At 72.4% G+C, this 16,128-nt stretch carries 16 protein-coding genes; 12 read left to right on the top strand and 4 right to left on the bottom strand.

The genetic code is table 11. The annotated features are described in order from the left end of the window. Together ASF17_RS00005 and ASF17_RS00010 are read left to right on the top strand one after the other, a co-directional pair. Positions 1 to 331: RpiB/LacA/LacB family sugar-phosphate isomerase (locus tag ASF17_RS00005; protein ID WP_055794054.1), on the top strand; the 331-nt coding region annotated here is incomplete at its 5' end. Between the two features lie 83 nt (positions 332 to 414). Continuing rightward, entirely contained in the window at positions 415 to 804 is a 390-nt protein-coding gene (locus tag ASF17_RS00010) for a DUF2256 and DUF3253 domain-containing protein (RefSeq protein WP_055794056.1), read from the top strand. Positions 805 to 822: 18 nt separating this feature from the next. Here ASF17_RS00010 and ASF17_RS00015 read toward each other — a convergent pair whose 3' ends face one another. The 3 genes from ASF17_RS00015 to ASF17_RS00025 form a co-directional block, all read right to left on the bottom strand. After that, positions 823 to 1,368, bottom strand: a complete 546-nt coding sequence (locus ASF17_RS00015; protein WP_055794058.1) for an MOSC domain-containing protein — start codon at positions 1,366 to 1,368, stop codon at positions 823 to 825. A 120-nt stretch (positions 1,369 to 1,488) separates the two neighbouring features. After that, positions 1,489 to 2,007 (bottom strand): DinB family protein, encoded by a 519-nt coding sequence (locus tag ASF17_RS00020; RefSeq protein WP_055794061.1) that lies wholly within the window; start codon positions 2,005 to 2,007, stop codon positions 1,489 to 1,491. Positions 2,008 to 2,133: 126 nt separating this feature from the next. Beyond that, positions 2,134 to 2,751 carry a nucleotidyltransferase family protein gene (locus ASF17_RS00025; RefSeq protein WP_055794063.1) on the bottom strand — a complete coding sequence of 206 codons (618 nt, stop codon included), beginning with the start codon at positions 2,749 to 2,751 and terminating at the stop codon, positions 2,134 to 2,136. 73 nt (positions 2,752 to 2,824) lie between these two features. Here ASF17_RS00025 and ASF17_RS00030 point away from each other — a divergent pair, with 73 nt between their 5' ends. Both ASF17_RS00030 and ASF17_RS00035 read left to right on the top strand, forming a co-directional pair. Further along, on the top strand, positions 2,825 to 3,799 hold the full coding sequence (locus ASF17_RS00030; protein WP_055794066.1) for an XdhC family protein: 975 nt from the start codon (positions 2,825 to 2,827) through the stop codon (positions 3,797 to 3,799). Between the two features lie 116 nt (positions 3,800 to 3,915). Continuing rightward, the gene (locus ASF17_RS00035; protein WP_156357232.1) at positions 3,916 to 4,425 is read left to right on the top strand and encodes a hypothetical protein; all 510 of its coding nucleotides are present in this window, start codon (positions 3,916 to 3,918) and stop codon (positions 4,423 to 4,425) included. Positions 4,426 to 4,538: 113 nt separating this feature from the next. Here the strand turns inward: ASF17_RS00035 and ASF17_RS00040 are convergent, their stop codons facing one another. After that, a complete protein-coding gene (locus ASF17_RS00040) occupies positions 4,539 to 5,564 on the bottom strand; it encodes a LacI family DNA-binding transcriptional regulator (RefSeq protein ID WP_200913393.1) in 1,026 nt (341 codons plus the stop codon). Between the two features lie 177 nt (positions 5,565 to 5,741). Between ASF17_RS00040 and ASF17_RS00045 the strand changes: the two genes are divergently transcribed. From ASF17_RS00045 to ASF17_RS00080, 8 genes are all read left to right on the top strand, one after another. After that, positions 5,742 to 7,301, top strand: coding sequence for a sugar ABC transporter ATP-binding protein (locus tag ASF17_RS00045; RefSeq protein WP_235476262.1), 1,560 nt, complete (start codon positions 5,742 to 5,744; stop codon positions 7,299 to 7,301). Next, entirely contained in the window at positions 7,298 to 8,329 is a 1,032-nt protein-coding gene (locus tag ASF17_RS00050) for an ABC transporter permease (protein ID WP_055794071.1), read from the top strand. Before ASF17_RS00045 ends, ASF17_RS00050 begins: the two co-directional genes overlap by 4 nt. Beyond that, positions 8,322 to 9,467 carry an ABC transporter permease gene (locus ASF17_RS00055; protein ID WP_082474929.1) on the top strand — a complete coding sequence of 382 codons (1,146 nt, stop codon included), beginning with the start codon at positions 8,322 to 8,324 and terminating at the stop codon, positions 9,465 to 9,467. The genes ASF17_RS00050 and ASF17_RS00055 overlap by 8 nt, the downstream gene beginning before the upstream one ends. 76 nt (positions 9,468 to 9,543) lie before the next feature. Next, on the top strand, positions 9,544 to 10,611 hold the full coding sequence (gene rhaS, locus ASF17_RS00060) for a rhamnose ABC transporter substrate-binding protein (RefSeq protein ID WP_082474930.1): 1,068 nt from the start codon (positions 9,544 to 9,546) through the stop codon (positions 10,609 to 10,611). A 121-nt stretch (positions 10,612 to 10,732) separates the two neighbouring features. Beyond that, a complete protein-coding gene (locus ASF17_RS00065; protein WP_055794073.1) occupies positions 10,733 to 12,229 on the top strand; it encodes an L-fucose/L-arabinose isomerase family protein in 1,497 nt (498 codons plus the stop codon). A 77-nt stretch (positions 12,230 to 12,306) separates the two neighbouring features. Beyond that, entirely contained in the window at positions 12,307 to 12,819 is a 513-nt protein-coding gene (locus tag ASF17_RS00070; RefSeq protein WP_082474931.1) for an L-rhamnose mutarotase, read from the top strand. Further along, complete coding sequence (gene rhaI / locus ASF17_RS00075; protein WP_055794075.1) at positions 12,816 to 13,979, top strand: L-rhamnose isomerase; 1,164 nt, start codon at positions 12,816 to 12,818, stop codon at positions 13,977 to 13,979. The genes ASF17_RS00070 and rhaI overlap by 4 nt, the downstream gene beginning before the upstream one ends. Positions 13,980 to 14,065: 86 nt before the next feature. Then, the gene (locus tag ASF17_RS00080; RefSeq protein ID WP_055794076.1) at positions 14,066 to 16,111 is read left to right on the top strand and encodes a bifunctional rhamnulose-1-phosphate aldolase/short-chain dehydrogenase; all 2,046 of its coding nucleotides are present in this window, start codon (positions 14,066 to 14,068) and stop codon (positions 16,109 to 16,111) included. Positions 16,112 to 16,128 lie beyond the last annotated feature (17 nt).

A 16,128-nucleotide genomic window follows, 5' to 3' on the forward strand; every position in this document is an offset into this window, starting at 1 on the left:
GGTCGACGCGGCGCGCATGGTCGCCGACGGGAAGGCCGACCGGGCGATCCTGATCTGCGGCACCGGTCTCGGCGTCGCGATCGCGGCGAACAAGGTGCCCGGCATCCGCGCGGTCACGGCGCACGACTCGTTCTCGGTCGAGCGCAGCGTGCTCTCGAACGACGCGCAGGTGCTCTGCATGGGCCAGCGCGTCGTCGGACTCGAGGTCGCGCGGCGCATGGCGCGCGAGTGGCTGGGTTACGAGTTCGACACCTCGAGCGCCTCGGCCGAGAAGGTGCAGGCGATCTGCGAGTACGACGGCTCCGCTCAGCCCGTCGGCCTCGACGCCTGACCGGCACGACCGGCACGACCTCGTCGACGCGGCGGAGGCGCCGAGCGGGAACGCTCGCAGCCTCCGCCGCGTTGACTGTCAGCATGAGCCCTGCGACACCCGAATCGAAGACCTGCCGCTCGTGCGGTCGACGCATCGAATGGCGCAAGAAGTGGGCGTCGAACTGGGACGACGTGGCCTACTGCAGCGACGCGTGCCGCAAGCACAAGGTGACCGCTCGGGATCGCGAGCTCGAGCAGCGCATCCGCGACCTGCTCGCCGCTCGGGCGGCGTCGTCGAGCATCTGCCCCTCCGACGTGGCGCGCTCGCTTCGCCCCGACGACGAAGACGCCTGGCGCGGCCTGATGGAGCCCGTCCGCCGGGCGGCCCGACGCCTCGTCGCCGCTGGCGAGGTCGACATCACGCAGGGCGGCTCGGTCGTCGACCCGTCGACCGCCAAGGGCCCGATCCGCATCCGCCGCCACCGCCCCTGACGGTCCGCGCCACCGCGCTCACACGGGTTCGAGCGGGGCCCACGGCCGTGGCGGGCGTTCGACCGCGACCACGTCGCCCGACGCGACCCGCCCTCCCTGCACCACCACGCCCATGACTCCGGCCTTCCGCACCAGCTCACCGGCGTCGTCCCGTCCGACCACGGCCTTGAGCAGCCCCGATTCGAACCGGTCGATCTGCAGGCACGGGTTGCGGAGGCCGGTGATCTCGACCCGCGCCTCCTGCCCCAGCGCGAGGACGGTGCCGGTCGGGAGTCCGAGGAGGTCGACTCCGCGCGTCGTGACGTTCTCGCCGAGCGCCGACGGGGCGACCTCGAACCCGAGGGCCGCGAGGTCGTCGAACAGCTCGGCGTGCATCAGATGCACCTGCCGCAGGTTCGGCTGGCCGGGGTCGCGAGCCACCCGTGAGCGGTGCTGGACCGTCCGGCCGAGGTGCGCATCCCCCTCGACGCCGAGGCCCTCGAGAAGGGTGATCGAGTCGACCGGCCGCTTGCTGAAGCGGTGCGCGGAGTCGAGGCCGACGGAGACGACGGAGGCGCGGGTCATGACGGTCAGTCTCCTCGCCCAGCCCCGCCGCGTCGAGCCCCCTCGCTCTGCGCCCGGTGCGAACCGACGTGAGCGCGCTCGCCGGGGGCGGGGCGTCCGGGTCGTCGGAGCGGTGGGCTGTCAGCGGCGCACGTCGTGCAGGTGATGCAGGGGGTCGTGCACGAAGTACCGGGCGAGCGAGTCGATGGTGAACGCCGAGCCGTCGCTGCGCAGGCCCGTCCGGCCGAGCTCGTCGTCGGGGACGGCCTCGAAGGCGCTCGCCACGGTCTCGGCGGCGGACACCAGCTCGGCGGCCACGGCCTCGGGTCGCTGCGCGGCGTAGTCGTCGGCGAGGGCCGTGGCGTCCTGATCCCAGTCGGCGAAGGCGGGGGAGTCGTCGGCACGCATCAGCGCCAGCCGCCCCGCGAAGACCCGGAACACGTCTCGCACGTGAGCCGCGTACTCGAGCGTCGACCAGGTCGCGTCGTCGGGGCGGTCGCGCGCACCCGGTCGGGCGAGCTCGGCGGGCCAGGCGGCGGCGTTGCGCCTGACGAGCTCGGGCACGTCGCGGTACCCGATGGTCGCGGCGTCGAAGCCGCACTCCGCGCACGGGCGCTCGAGCACCCAGGTCCAGTTCTTCGTGTCGGGCGTGATCGGCATGAGATGACGCTAGGGCCAGCCGTCGGCGGTCGCCATCGACATCCTGCCGTTCGCCGTGCCCCCGGTGCCAGACTCGACGACGCCACCGCCCCGCCGCCGCCGCCACCGCCTGGTGTCGCCCCCGGGTCAGCCGGTGGGCCCGTCGACGTCGCGGCCGTCCCAGAGGTCGAGGCAGTCGATGCGCTCGGCGCCGTGCTCGCGCAGGTACCGCCCGGCTCCGCGGTCGCCCTCGAGCGTCGAGGCCAGATCGCGCCAATGCGCCCGCCCCACGACCACGGGATGGCCCGGACGCCCGCCGAACACCGACTGCCGCAGCGCGTCCACCCCGAGCGCCGCCGGACCGCCCGACAGCGACCGCGCGACGGCGGACGCCGGCAGCGTCGGGTAGTCGACCAGCGAGACGACGGCGACCCGCGCCTCCTGCAGGTCGGGGTCCGAGTCGATCGCCCCGAGTCCGGCCCGAAGCGATGCCGAGAGCCCCGTCGCCCAGTCGTCGGCCACGACCACGCCGACCGCGGAGCCGAGGAGGCGCGGGTCGGCCGCCAGCACCGCCGCGGCATCGTCCGCCTCCGCGCCCAGCACGACGACGACCCGGTCGCACCCGCCGGCCATCAGGGTCGCCACGCCCCGGGTCAGCCAGGGCCCGTGCTCGTCGGCGGCCAGCGCCTTCGGTCCGCCCCGGCGCGACCCCGCGCCCGCCGCGAGCAGGAGCCCCACGATCGGGCCGGGTCGTGCGAGCGCCATGGCCACAGGCTAGCCGTCGACGAGGGCGCTCACGCCCTACGATTGACGCCACCCGTCCACCCCGAGGAGCCGTGTGTTCGAGATTGCCGATCGCCTGCTCGCCCTGCTCGACGCGGGCGAACGGCTCGCCGTCGCGACGGCCGTCTCGATCGACGGCAGCGCGCCGCGCACCGTGGGCACGTCGATGGCCGTGACCGCCGACGGCGCGGTGATCGGCAGCATCTCCGGCGGCTGCGTCGAGGGAGCCGTGTACGAGACGTGCCGGCAGGTGCTCGACGACGGGGTGGCGCAGCTCGACGTGTACGGCTTCAGCGACGAGACGGCGTTCGAGGTCGGGCTCAGCTGCGGCGGACGGATCGAGATCCTCGCCCGCCTGGTCACCCCCGCCGACGCCGTCACGATCGCCGCGCTGCGGGAGGCCGCGGCGGGGCGCGAGGCGACGGCGCACGTCGTGGTCGGACCCGTCCGCGTCGGCGAGGTGGCGGCGTCGATCGACGACTGCGCGGGTCTGCGGGTCTTCAGCGAGCGCTCCGTTCCGCCGCCGCGCCTCCTCGTCTTCGGGGCCGTCGAGTTCGCCGTGGCCCTCTGCGGCGCCGGGGCCGTGCTCGGCTACCGGGTGACCGTGTGCGACCCGCGGCCGGTGTTCCTCACCCGTGAGCGCTTCCCGGCGGCCGAGCAGGTCGTCGTCGAGTGGCCGCCGAACTACCTCGCCCGCACCGAGGTCGACGAGCGCACGGTGATCGCGGTGCTCTCGCACGACGAGCGGTTCGACGCCGATCTCGTCGCGGCGGCTCTCGCGTCGCCGGCCGTCTACGTCGGCGCGATGGGGTCGCGGACGACGCACGACCGGCGGCTCGCCGCGCTGCGCGAGCGGGGAGTCCCCGAGGAGGCGCTGGCCGGCCTGCATTCCCCGATCGGCCTCGATCTCGGTGCGAGCACCCCCGAGGAGACCGCGGTGTCGATCCTCGCCGAGGTGCTCGCCGTGCGATCGGGCGCCTCGCGTGCGTCGTTGCGCGAGCGGTCGGGCAGCATCCACTCTCTGAGCTGACGCCCCGGCGCTCCGCGTCACGAACGGGTCACGAGTGGCCCGCGGGTCTTGCCCGCAGCGGCCGCGACTTGGTTCCCTGAGCCGAGAGGGGGGGCGAGATGCCGTCGAGCGAGACAGTGACCGGGTCCGGCCGCGCCGACCGCCGACGCCGCGCCGACCCCCGGCGTCTGGCTGCGACCGGCACCGCCGCCCTCCTGCTGGTGCTCGCTCTGGCCGGCTGCGCGTCGGGCCCCGCGCCGGCGCCTGACCCCGACGACCCGATCGCCGCCGCGCGAGAGCTCGTGGACGCCGGAGGCGTCGTGAAGTCCGGCGACGCCACCGCCACCTGCGGCGAGTTCGTCCTGCCGCAGGGCGTCGAGCTCGACCCTGCGGCGCTCGACTGCCTCGCCGACGCATCCGTCGCGGGGGCGTCGGCCGAGCTGGCCTGGGCGTACCCGACGACCGAGGGCGACCCGATCGTCTCGTTCGCCTTCGTGCGTCCGGGCGTCGAGGGCGTCGAGACGTACACGACGACCGCGTTCGACTCGCACGGCGGGGGAGCCGTCGGCTCGTGGTCGGGGACCCTCTGCCCCGACCCGCGCGACGTCTACGGCGAAGGCGACTGCCGCCTCCTGCTCGAGGGCTGACCCGGCCCGCGCTGCCGGTGCGGCGGGTTCCCGTCCTCGGTGGCGGTTCAGCGCTGACCCGCCACGGGTGACACGAACCCGCCGGACCCCCGGGAGCGCCGAGGAGGCGCGCCTCAGCCCGCGGGGGTCGTCCCGGCGGCCGTGCTCTCGCGCACGACGAGCTCCGGCTCGAAGACGATCCGGCGGGGTGGGCGCTCGGGGTCGTCGGCCTCGTCGCGCAGGATCTCCACGGCGGTCTGCCCGATCAGCGCGCTCGGCTGACGGACCGAGGTGAGCGGCACGACGGCCGCTCGGGCGAAGTCGATGTCGTCGTAGCCGATGAGCGCGACGTCGTCGGGCACGCGCAGGTCGCCCTGCATGACGAGGGCCTGGAGCACGCCCATGGCGGCGAGGTCGTTCGCGGCGAAGATGGCGTCGGGGCGGTCGGCGGCGTCGCGCCGGGCGATGGCGCCGGCGGCCTCGCGACCGTTCTGCACGGTGAGCGCGGGGATCTCGACGACCTCGAGCGTGGCGCCCGGGGTGGCCGCGACGGCGTCGCGCGCGCCCGCGAGGCGGTCGGCCACCTGCTGCAGATCGGCGGGGCCGCCGACGAAGGCGATGCGGCGTCGTCCGAGGCCGAGGAGGTGCTCGGTCGCGAGGTACCCGCCGCGCACGTCGTCGACGCTGACGGACGAGAACTCGGTCAGGTCGGCCCGTCGGTCGACCAGCACGGCCGGCACGCCGCGGAGGCGCAGGCGCCGCAGGCGGTCGGAGACGTCGCCGACGGGCGAGATGAGGATGCCCATCACCCGCTGCTCGTCGAAGAGATCGAGGTAGTGCGCCTCGCGTTCGACGAGCTGATCGCTGTTGCCGAGCAGGATGATGCGCCCCGACTCCTCGGCGGCGGCCTCGGCGCCGCGGGCGACGTCGGTGAAGAACGGGTTGCCGCCGTCGAGGATGATCAGCCCGATCACGCGGCTGTCGCCGCCGCGCAGCTGGCGGGCGGCGTCGTTGCGCACGAAGCCGAGGGCGGCGATGGCGTCGCTGACGCGGGCGATGGTCGACTCGCTGACCTTGCCCGGGTTGTTCAGCACGTTCGAGACGGTGCCGACGGAGACCCCGGCCGTCTCGGCGACGTCGCGGATGCTGGCCTGCCTCATCGCGCCTCCCCGGTGCTCTCGTGGCCTCCGACGAGTGTGCCATGCCCGTGATCGAGCTGTGATCCACCGACCGCGGGCGCCTCTTGACGTCGAGTCGAGTCTGCCTCTACAGTCGGCACGAACCGAATTTGAAACGATTCACTTTCTCGACGACGAGAACGACTAGGAGAACGATCAGTGACGATCGACCCCACACCGGGCGGGCCCTCCCCGACGGCGACCGTGCTCGAACTGCGCGGTGTGCGCAAGACCTTCGGGGCCGTCGTGGCCCTCTCGAGCGGCAGCGTCCGGCTGCGTGCCGGCGAGATCAACGCGCTCGTCGGCGAGAACGGCGCCGGCAAGTCGACGATGGTCAAGATCCTCGCCGGGGTGCACCAGCCCGACAGCGGCGACTTCCTCTTCGACGGCCACCCGATCGTGTTCCGCAGCCCGGCCGAGAGCAAGGCGGCGGGCGTGAGCGTGATCTACCAGGAGCCCACGCTCTTCCCCGACCTGACCGTCGCCGAGAACATCTTCATCGGTCGCCAGCCGACCACGCGCTTCGGCTTCATCGACCGCGCGGCCATGCGGGCCGCCGCCCGCGCGCTGTTCGAGCGTCTCGGCGTGCCGATCGATCCCGACCGCGTCGCCGAGGGCCTCTCGATCGCCGACCAGCAGATCATCGAGATCGCGAAGGCCATCTCGCTCGACGCCAAGGTGCTGATCATGGACGAGCCGACGGCCGCGCTCAGCGGAGTCGAGGTCGAGCGCCTCTTCGGCGTCGCCCGGGCTCTGCGCGACCGCGGCAGCGCCATCATGTTCATCTCGCACCGCTTCGACGAGGTCTTCGGTCTCAGCGATCGCATCACCGTCATGCGCGACGGCGCGTTCATCTCGGAGCACACCACGAGCGAGGTCACCACCCCCGAGATCGTGCGGGCGATGGTCGGCCGCGACGTCGACCAGCTGTTCCCCAAGCAGGAGGCGCGGATCGGCGACACCGTCGTGAGCGTCGACGGTCTGACGCGGGCGGGCGTCTTCCACGACGTGTCGTTCGAGGTGCGGGCCGGCGAGATCGTCGGTCTCGCGGGTCTCGTCGGCGCCGGTCGCACCGAGGTGGCGCGGGCGCTGTTCGGCATCGACCGCTACGACGCCGGCTCCGTCACGATCGGCGGTCGCCGACTCGCGCCCCGCGATCCGATGGCGTCGATCAAGGCGGGCATCGGCTTCGTCCCGGAGGACCGCCGCAAGCAGGGCCTCGTGATGGACATGTCGGTGAGCCGCAACACGACGCTCACCCTCCGGACTGCGCTCAGCCGCCTCGGTCTCGTCAGCGCGCGACGTGAGCGCGAGGCCGCCGCCGACTGGTCGCGTCGGCTGCAGGTCAAGACCGGCAGCCAGGAGCTCCCCGTCTCGACCCTCTCGGGCGGCAACCAGCAGAAGGTCGTGCTGGCGAAGTGGCTGGCGACCGACCCGACGTTCCTCATCGTCGACGAGCCGACGCGCGGCATCGACGTCGGCACGAAGAGCGAGGTGCATCGGCTGATCAGCGATCTCGCGGGTCGGGGCATCGCGGTGCTGATGATCTCGTCCGAGCTGCCGGAGGTGCTGGGCATGGCCGACCGCGTGCTCGTCATGCGCGAGGGGCGCCTCACGGCCTCCCTCGACCGCTCCGCCGCGGACCCCGAGACGGTCATGAACGCCGCCACGGGCGCCGAGCCGGCGCTCACCACCACGACGACGGAGACCAGCCGATGACCACCTCGCACGCCCTCGCTCCGAGCACCGGCACCGGGCGGAGCCCGATCGCGTCCCTGGTCCGTCAGCGCGAGGTGCCCGTCGCCTCGGCGCTCGTGGTGCTCGTCGTCGTGACGACGATCGCCAATCCGCTCTTCGTGTCGTCGCAGGGCGTGAAGGACCTCATGCTCAACGCGACGATCACGGTGATCATGGCCGTCGGACTCGGCACGGTCATCATCACGAACAACATCGATCTCTCGGTGGGGTCGATCCTCGGTCTCGTGGCCTTCGGCACGGGGTCGGTCTTCGCCGCGGCACCCGACATCCCCATCGTGCTCGTCTTCCTGATCGGGCTCGCGCTCGGCGCCCTGCTCGGCGCGATCAACGGGTTCCTGGTGACGGTCGCCCGGGTGCCGTCGCTGGTCATCACCCTCGGCATGCTCTACATCTACCGGGGCGTCAACAACGCCTGGGCCGGCGGCCAGCAGTACTTCGCCGGCGACCGGCCGGCCGCGTTCGGCCGGCTGTCGGTCGACACCGTGCTCGGCGTCCCCGTCATCACGGTCATCGCGATCGTCGTCGTGGTGCTCGTCGCGGTCTTCCTGGCTCGCACCCGGCCCGGCCGCGACCTCTACGCGATCGGCTCCGACGACGAGGCCGCGCGCCTGTTCGGCATCCCCGTCAGCCGCCGCGTGCTCACCGCGTTCGTGCTGAACGGCACGCTCACCGGTCTCGCCGGCGTCCTCTACGCGTCGCGCTTCAACTCGGTCGGGGCCACCACGGGCACCGGCCTCGAGCTCGACATCGTGGCCGCGGCCGTCGTCGGCGGCATCGCGATCTTCGGCGGCTCGGGCAGCGTCGTCGGCGCCGCGATCGGCGCCGTGCTGCTGACCACCATCACGAGCAGCCTGACCGCCCTCAACGTCGACAAGTTCTGGCAGCAGGCCATCGTCGGCGTCCTCATCCTGACCGCCATCCTCGTCGAACGGATCGCCTCGATCCGCAAGGCCCGGAGACTCCGTACGAGCGAGGCCACCAATGCCTGAGCAGACCACCACCCCGTCGGCCGCGACCTCCGGGGTCGGCCCGCGCCGCGCCTCCTCGGCCACCGGCGCCGTCGACGCCGATCGCCGCGACGCCGGTCGCGTCGACCCCGAGTCCGCGGCCGAGAGGCGCCTGCGTCGTCGACGCCGCCTGACCGGACGCGGGGCGATCATGGTCTACGCCCTGCTCGGCACGCTGATCGTCTGCTCGCTGACGGTGCCGCGCTTCGCGAGCGTGCAGACGACCGGGTTCCTGCTGCTCGACGCCATCCCCATCCTCATGATCGCCATGCCGATGGCCCTCGTCATCATCACCGGCGAGATCGACCTCTCGGTCGCCAGCACGGCCGGCCTCACCAGCGCCGCGATGGGCGTGCTCTGGGCGGCGGGCTGGGGGATCCCCGAGATCTTCGTCGTCTGCGTTCTGATCGGCGTCGCCTGCGGGGCGCTCAACGGGATGCTCGTCACGACCGTGGGGCTGCCGTCGCTCGCGGTCACCATCGGCACGCTGGCGCTCTACCGGGGGCTCGCGCTCGTGGTGATCGGCGACAACGCCGTCGCGGACTTCCCGCCCGCCCTGACCTCGTTCTTCACCTCGAAGATCGGCGCCACCGGGATCCCGACCGCCATGATCGGCGTGGCCGTCATCGTCGTGTTCTTCGGCGTGCTGCTGCACCTCAGCTCGTTCGGCCGCACCCTGCCGGCGATCGGGTTCAGCAGAGAGGCGGCGAGCTTCGTCGGCGTGCACGTCGGCCGGGCCAAGTTCTGGATGTTCGTCTCGACCGGCGTCGTGTCGGCCCTCGTCGGCATCTACTGGACCCTCCGCTACTCCAGCGCCCGCAGCGACAACGCGACCGGCATCGAGCTCGCGGTGATCGCGGCCGTGCTGCTCGGCGGCGTCTCGATCTTCGGCGGACGCGGCAGCATCCCCGGCGTCGTCGCCGGCGTGCTGATCATCTCGAGCGTCAGCTACGCGCTCCGCCTCGGCGGCATCAGCGACGTCGTGCTCAACGTCGTCACCGGCCTGCTGCTGGTCGGCAGCGTCGTCACGCCGAGTCTCATCGCCGTCATCGGCGCGAAGCGGAGGGCGAGACGCTCGGCGCGCGAGGTCCTCGCCGCCTCCGAGACCGCCGCGGCCTGACGGCACCGCCTCCGCCACCCCCCCCCTACCCACCCAGCACCGCCCCGCACCACCCCACCCAGCAAAGGACGGAACGATGATGTTCACCACCTCCACGAAGCGCGGAGCGCGCCGCGCCCTCGCCACCGCGGCGGCCCTCGCGGGCGTCGCGCTCGTCGCCTCCGGCTGCGCCCTGACGGCCGGCTCGGGCGACGACGACTCGTCGTCGGGCTCCGGGTCCGACGGCGCGCAGTCGATCGCGTTCGTGCCCAAGCAGCTCAACAACCCCTACACCGACGTCGTCCTCGGCGGCGGAGAGGACGCCTCGTCGGCGATCGGCTACGACTACAGCGTCGTGGGTCCGCTCGAGGCCAGCGCGTCGTCGCAGGTCACCTTCATCAACACGCTCACGCAGCAGGGCGCCGACGTCATCGTCATCGCCGCGAACGACCCCGACGCGGTCGGGCCGGCCCTGCAGGAGGCGCGCGACGGCGGCGCGAAGATCGTCGCCTTCGACTCCGACACGAACCCCGACTACCGCGACGTGTTCATCAGCCAGGTCGAGGCGAAGGACGTCGCGCTCATCCAGATCCGCCAGATGAGCGAGCAGATCGGCGGCGAGGGCGACATCGCGATCCTCTCGGCGACGGCGAACGCGACGAACCAGAACGAGTGGATCAAGTACATCGAGGAGGAGGTCGACACGAACCCCGACTACGCCGGGATGAACATCGTCTCGAAGGTCTACGGCGACGACGACGACGCGAAGTCGTTCCAGGAGGCTCAGGGCCTGCTCCAGGCGAACCCCGACCTCAAGGGCATCATCTCGCCCACCACGGTCGGCATCGCCGCGACGGCCCGCTACCTCTCGACCTCCGAGTACAAGGGCAAGGTCGCCCTGACGGGGCTCGGTCTGCCGAACGAGATGCGCGAGTTCGTGAAGGACGGCACCGTCACCGCGTTCGCCCTCTGGGACCCGGCGCAGCTCGGCTACGTCGCCGCCTACGCGGGTCAGGCGCTCGTCGACGGCACCATCACGGGTGCCGAGGGCGACACCTTCGAGGCCGGCGACCTCGGTGAGCGCACCGTGGGCGCCGACGGCATCGTGATCGTCGGCCCGCCGACCGAGTTCGACGCCGACAACATCGACGACTACGACTTCTAGTCGCCGTCGCGGGGCCGCCGGGCGACCACCCCGGCGGCCCCGCCCTCCCTCGGAGCGCGCCTCGCGCCTCCTCGTCTCATCCGGCGCGCCAGCGCCCCGTCGACACCGGAGTCGTCACCCCATGAGCATCAGCACCGCCGTGTCCGATCAGCTGCCCCCGATGCGCCGCCGTCGCACCCGCGTCGGTCTCGTCGCCGGCGGTCTCGGCACCTACTGGCCGCAGTTCCCCGGGCTGCTGCCCCAGCTGCAGGAGTCCACCCGCTACGTCGCCGACCGCTTCGGGAGTCTCGACGCCGAGGTGATCGACACCGGCTTCATCTCGGACGCCCAGGAGGCGCGGGTCGCCGCCGACACGCTCCGCACCGCCGACTGCGACCTCATCGTCGTCTTCCTGACCACGTACCTCACCTCGTCGATGGTGCTCCCGATCGCGCAGCGCGCGGGGGTGCCGGTGCTCGTGATAGACCTGCAGCCGACCGAGAGGATGGACCACGACCGCTTCGACACCGGACTCTGGCTGGCGTACTGCGGCCAGTGCCCGGTGCCCGAGGTCGCCAACGTGTTCCGCCGGGCCGGCATCGAGTTCCGGTCTGTCACGGGGCACCTGCGAAGCGAGCGCGCCTGGCGGCGCATCGAGCGCTGGGTGCACGCCGCCGGAGTCAGGGCGAGACTGAGGGAGGCGCGGCACGGCCTCATGGGTCACCTCTACCCGGGCATGCTCGACGTCTCGACCGACCTGACGCTGCTGTCGACGCACTTCGGCTCGCATGTCGAGGTGCTCGAGTTCGACGACCTGCGGGTGCGCGTCGACGCCGTCACCGACGCCGAGGTGCGCGACCGCGTGGCCCTGGCCCGCGAGGTGTTCGAGGTCGACGCGTCGGTCGACCAGGAGGACTTCGACGGGGGCGCCCGCGTCTCTGTCGGGCTCGACCGGCTCGTGGCCGACTTCGACCTCGACTCGCTGGCCTACTACCACCGGGGTCTCGAGGGCGAGCAGCACGAGAGGCTCGGTGCCGGCATGATCCTCGGCGCCTCTCTGCTGAATGCCCGCGGTCTGCCGGCGGTGGGGGAGTACGAGCTCCGGACGTCGGTCGCGATGCTGGCCGCGCAGGCGCTCGGCGTCGGCGGCTCGTTCACCGAGATCCAGGCGATCCACTTCGACGACGGCGTGGTCGAGATGGGGCACGACGGGCCGGCGCACCTGGCGATCTCGTCGTCGCGGCCGATCCTCCGCGGCCTGGGGGTCTTCCACGGCAAGCGCGGCTACGGCGTGAGCGTCGAGTTCGACGTGCAGCCCGGGCCCGTCACGACCTTCGGCCTCGGGCAGGACCGCGACGGCGCGCTGTCGTTCGTCACGAGCGAGGGCGAGGTCGTGCCCGGCCCGCTGCTCCGGATCGGCAACACGACGTCGCGCGTCGACTTCGGCGGGGACCCGGGCGAGTGGGTCGACGAGTGGTCGCGCACCGGCATCGGGCACCACTGGGGGCTCTGCGTCGGGCACGTCGCTCGGGACGTCGCGGCGGCGGCGTCGCTGCTCGGCATCGACCACCGGCACGTGTCGGCCCCCTTCGACGACGCCGACGGGTTCGAGCGGAGTCTCGGGTCGACGCTCCCCTGAGACCGCTTGCCGGGTGTGGCGGCACTTGCTACGCTCGCTGTATTGAAACGATTCAATGACGAACCGGAGACCCAGAGATGACCGCCGACGAGCACGAGCGCTACGCGTTCCGCCTCCAGGTCGCACCCGAGCGGCTGACCGAGTACACCCGCCGGCACGCCGAGGTCTGGCCCGAGATGCTCCAGGCGCTGCACCACAGCGGGTGGCGCTCGTACTCGCTCTTCGCCGCCCCCGACGGGCTGCTGATCGGCTACGTCGAGGCCGGATCCCTCGAAGCCGCGCAGGTCGCCATGTCCGAGACCGAGGTCAACGCCCGCTGGCAGGCCTCGATGGCCGAGTTCTTCACCTCGCTCGACGGCACCCCGCCCGATGAGGGCTTCGAGCCGCTCACGCAGGTCTTCAACCTCGAGGCGCAGCTCGGCCTGCCGGGCGGCGGTCGCTACGCAGCCCCGAAGCCCACCGCGACACCACCGACCGCTGCGACACCACCGACCGCTGCGACACCACCGACCGCTGCGACACCACCGACCCCGGCGTCATCGACGACGCCCGGCGACACCACGATCACGATCACGGAAGAGACCTCATGACCACCTTCGAGTCCATCGCCCCCACGCTCGAGCGTCAGGCCATCGAGCTGCCCAGCTGGGCGTTCGGCAACTCGGGCACGCGATTCAAGGTCTTCGGCACCCCGGGCACGCCCCGCACCGCCGAAGAGAAGATCGCCGACGCCGCGACCGTCCACGAGCACACGGGCCTCGCCCCGAGCGTCGCCCTGCACATCCCGTGGGACGAGGTCGACGACTTCACGGCCCTCCGCTCGTTCGCCTCCGATCACGGCGTCGCGCTCGGCACGGTGAACTCGAACACCTTCCAGGACGACGCGTACAAGTTCGGCAGCCTCGCCCACAGCGACGCGTCGGTGCGACGCAAGGCGATCGACCACCACCTCCGCTGCCTCGAGATCATGCGCGAGACCGGGTCGCGCGACCTCAAGATCTGGCTCGCCGACGGCACCAACTACCCCGGCCAGGACAGCCTCCGCCAGCGTCAGGACCACCTCGCCGAGTCGCTCGCCGAGATCTACGCCGGGCTCGACCCCGAGCAGCGCCTCGTGCTCGAGTACAAGTTCTTCGAGCCGGCGTTCTATCACACCGACGTCCCCGACTGGGGGACCAGCTACGCCCAGGTCTCGGCGCTCGGCGACCAGGCGCTGACCTGCCTCGACACCGGGCACCACGCGCCCGGCACGAACATCGAGTTCATCGTCATGCAGCTGCTGCGCCTCGGCAAGCTCGGCTCGTTCGACTTCAACTCGCGCTTCTACGCCGACGACGACCTCATCGTCGGCGCGGCCGACCCGTTCCAGCTGTTCCGCATCCTGTTCGAGGTCGTCGACGGCGGCGGACTCGACGAGGGCTCTCCCGTCCAGTTCATGCTCGACCAGTGCCACAACGTCGAGGACAAGATCCCCGGCCAGATCCGCAGCGTGCTGAACGTGCAGGAGATGACGGCGCGCGCCCTGCTCGTCGACCGGCCCGCGCTCGACGCCGCCCGAGCCTCCCACGACGTGCTCGGCGCCAACGCCGTGCTGATGGACGCCTTCTACACCGACGTCCGCCCCGCCCTGGCCGACTGGCGCGAGGGCCGGGGTCTGCCCCGCGACCCGATGGCGGCCTACCTCGCCAGCGGCACCCCGGAGCGCCTCGCCGAGGAGCGCGTCGGCGGCAGGCAGCTCAGCTGGACCTGAGCCGCCGCTCCGGCAGCAGCCGATCCGCAGCCGACCCGCTCGACACGACCCGCGCCTCCTCGGGGGCCCAGACAGAAGACGGACCCATGACCACGACCACCTCCACCGCCGCGGCCGACCTCATCGCCCGCAGCAACCGACTCGGGGCCGACCCCCGGGTGACGAACTACGCGGGCGGCAACACGTCGGCCAAGGGCACCGCCGTCGACCCCGCCACCGGCGAGCCGGTCGAGCTGCTCTGGGTCAAGGGCTCGGGCGGCGACCTCGGCACGCTGACCGGGTCGGGCCTCGCGGTGCTCCGCCTCGACCGGCTCCGCGGGCTCGCGGGGGTCTACCGCGGGCCCGAGCACGAAGACGAGATGGTCGCCGCGTTCGACTACGCGCTGCACGGCAAGGGCGGGGCCGCCCCCTCGATCGACACGGCCATGCACGGTCTCGTCGACGCCGCGCACGTCGACCACCTGCACCCCGACAGCGGGATCGCCATCGCGACGGCCGCCGACGGCGAGCGACTGACGGCCGAGATCTTCGGCGGGCGCGTCGTCTGGGTCCCGTGGCGCCGCCCCGGCTGGCAGCTCGGGCTCGACATCGCCGCGATCAAGGCCGAGAACCCGGAGGCGATCGGCACGATCCTCGGCGGTCACGGCATCACGGCCTGGGGCGACACGAGCGACGAGGCCGAGGCGAACTCGCGCTGGATCATCGAGACGGCCGAGGCGCACATCGCCGAGCACTCGCGCGTCGACCCGTTCGGCCCCGCGCTCGACGGGTACGCCGCGCTGCCCGAGTCCGAGCGCCGCGCCCGCGCCGCCGCCCTCGCCGCCACGATCCGCGGACTCGCCTCGCACGACGCTCCGCAGGTCGGCCGATTCAGCGACGACCCCGCCGTGCTCGAGTTCCTCGCGAGCGCCGAGCACCCCCGGCTCGCCGCGCTCGGCACGAGCTGCCCCGATCACTTCCTCCGCACGAAGGTGACGCCGCTGCTGCTCGATCTGCCGGCGACCGCCTCCGTCGACGAGTCCATCGGGCGCCTCCGCGAGCTGCACGCGCAGTACCGGCTCGACTACCAGGCCTACTACGACCGTCACGCGACGCCCGACAGCCCGGCCATCCGCGGGGCCGACCCGCTCATCGTGCTCGTGCCCGGCGTCGGCATGTTCTCGTTCGGCAAGGACGCGCAGACCGCGCGGGTCGCGGGCGAGTTCTACGTCAACGCGATCAACGTCATGCGCGGTGCCGAGGGGCTCTCGACGTACGCGCCGATCGACGAGGCCGAGAAGTTCCGCATCGAGTACTGGGCCCTCGAGGAGGCCAAGCTCAAGCGTCTGCCGGCGCCCCGGCGCCTCGCCACCCGCATCGCGCTGGTCACCGGCGCCGCGTCGGGCATCGGGAAGGCGATCGCGACGCGTCTCGCCGCCGAGGGGGCCTGCGTGGTCGTCGCCGACCTCGATCTCGCGAAGGCGCAGGCCGCGGCGGCCGAGATCGGCGGGCCCGACGTGGCACGCGGCGTCGCGGCGGACGTGAGCGACGAGGCGGCCGTCAAGACCGCGATCGACGAGGTGCTGCTCGCGTTCGGCGGCCTCGACCTGGTCGTCAACAACGCCGGGCTCAGTCTGTCGAAGTCGCTGTTCGACACCACCGAGGCCGACTGGGATCTCCAGCACGACGTCATGGCGAAGGGCTCGTTCCTCGTCGCGAAGAACGCCGCGCGGGTGCTCGTCGACCAGGGGCTCGGCGGCGACATCGTCTACATCTCGTCGAAGAACTCGGTCTTCGCGGGCCCGAACAACATCGCGTACAGCGCCACGAAGGCCGATCAGGCGCATCAGGTGCGACTGCTCGCCGCCGAGCTGGGCGAGCACGGCATCCGGGTCAACGGCATCAACCCCGACGGGGTCGTGCGGGGCTCGGGCATCTTCGCCAGCGGCTGGGGCGCCAACCGGGCCGCGACCTACGGCATCGACGAGCAGGATCTCGGCGCCTTCTACGCCCAGCGCACCATCCTGAAGCGCGAGGTCGTGCCCGAGAACGTCGCCGCCGCCGTCTTCGCCATCTGCACGAGCGACTTCTCGCACACGACCGGGCTGCACGTGCCGGTCGACGCGGGCGTCGCCGCGGCCTTCCTCCGATGACCGGCGTCTCGTGACCG

Origin of the sequence: Frigoribacterium sp. Leaf263 (assembly GCF_001422285.1) — a bacterium.
Lineage (GTDB): Bacteria > Actinomycetota > Actinomycetes > Actinomycetales > Microbacteriaceae > Frigoribacterium.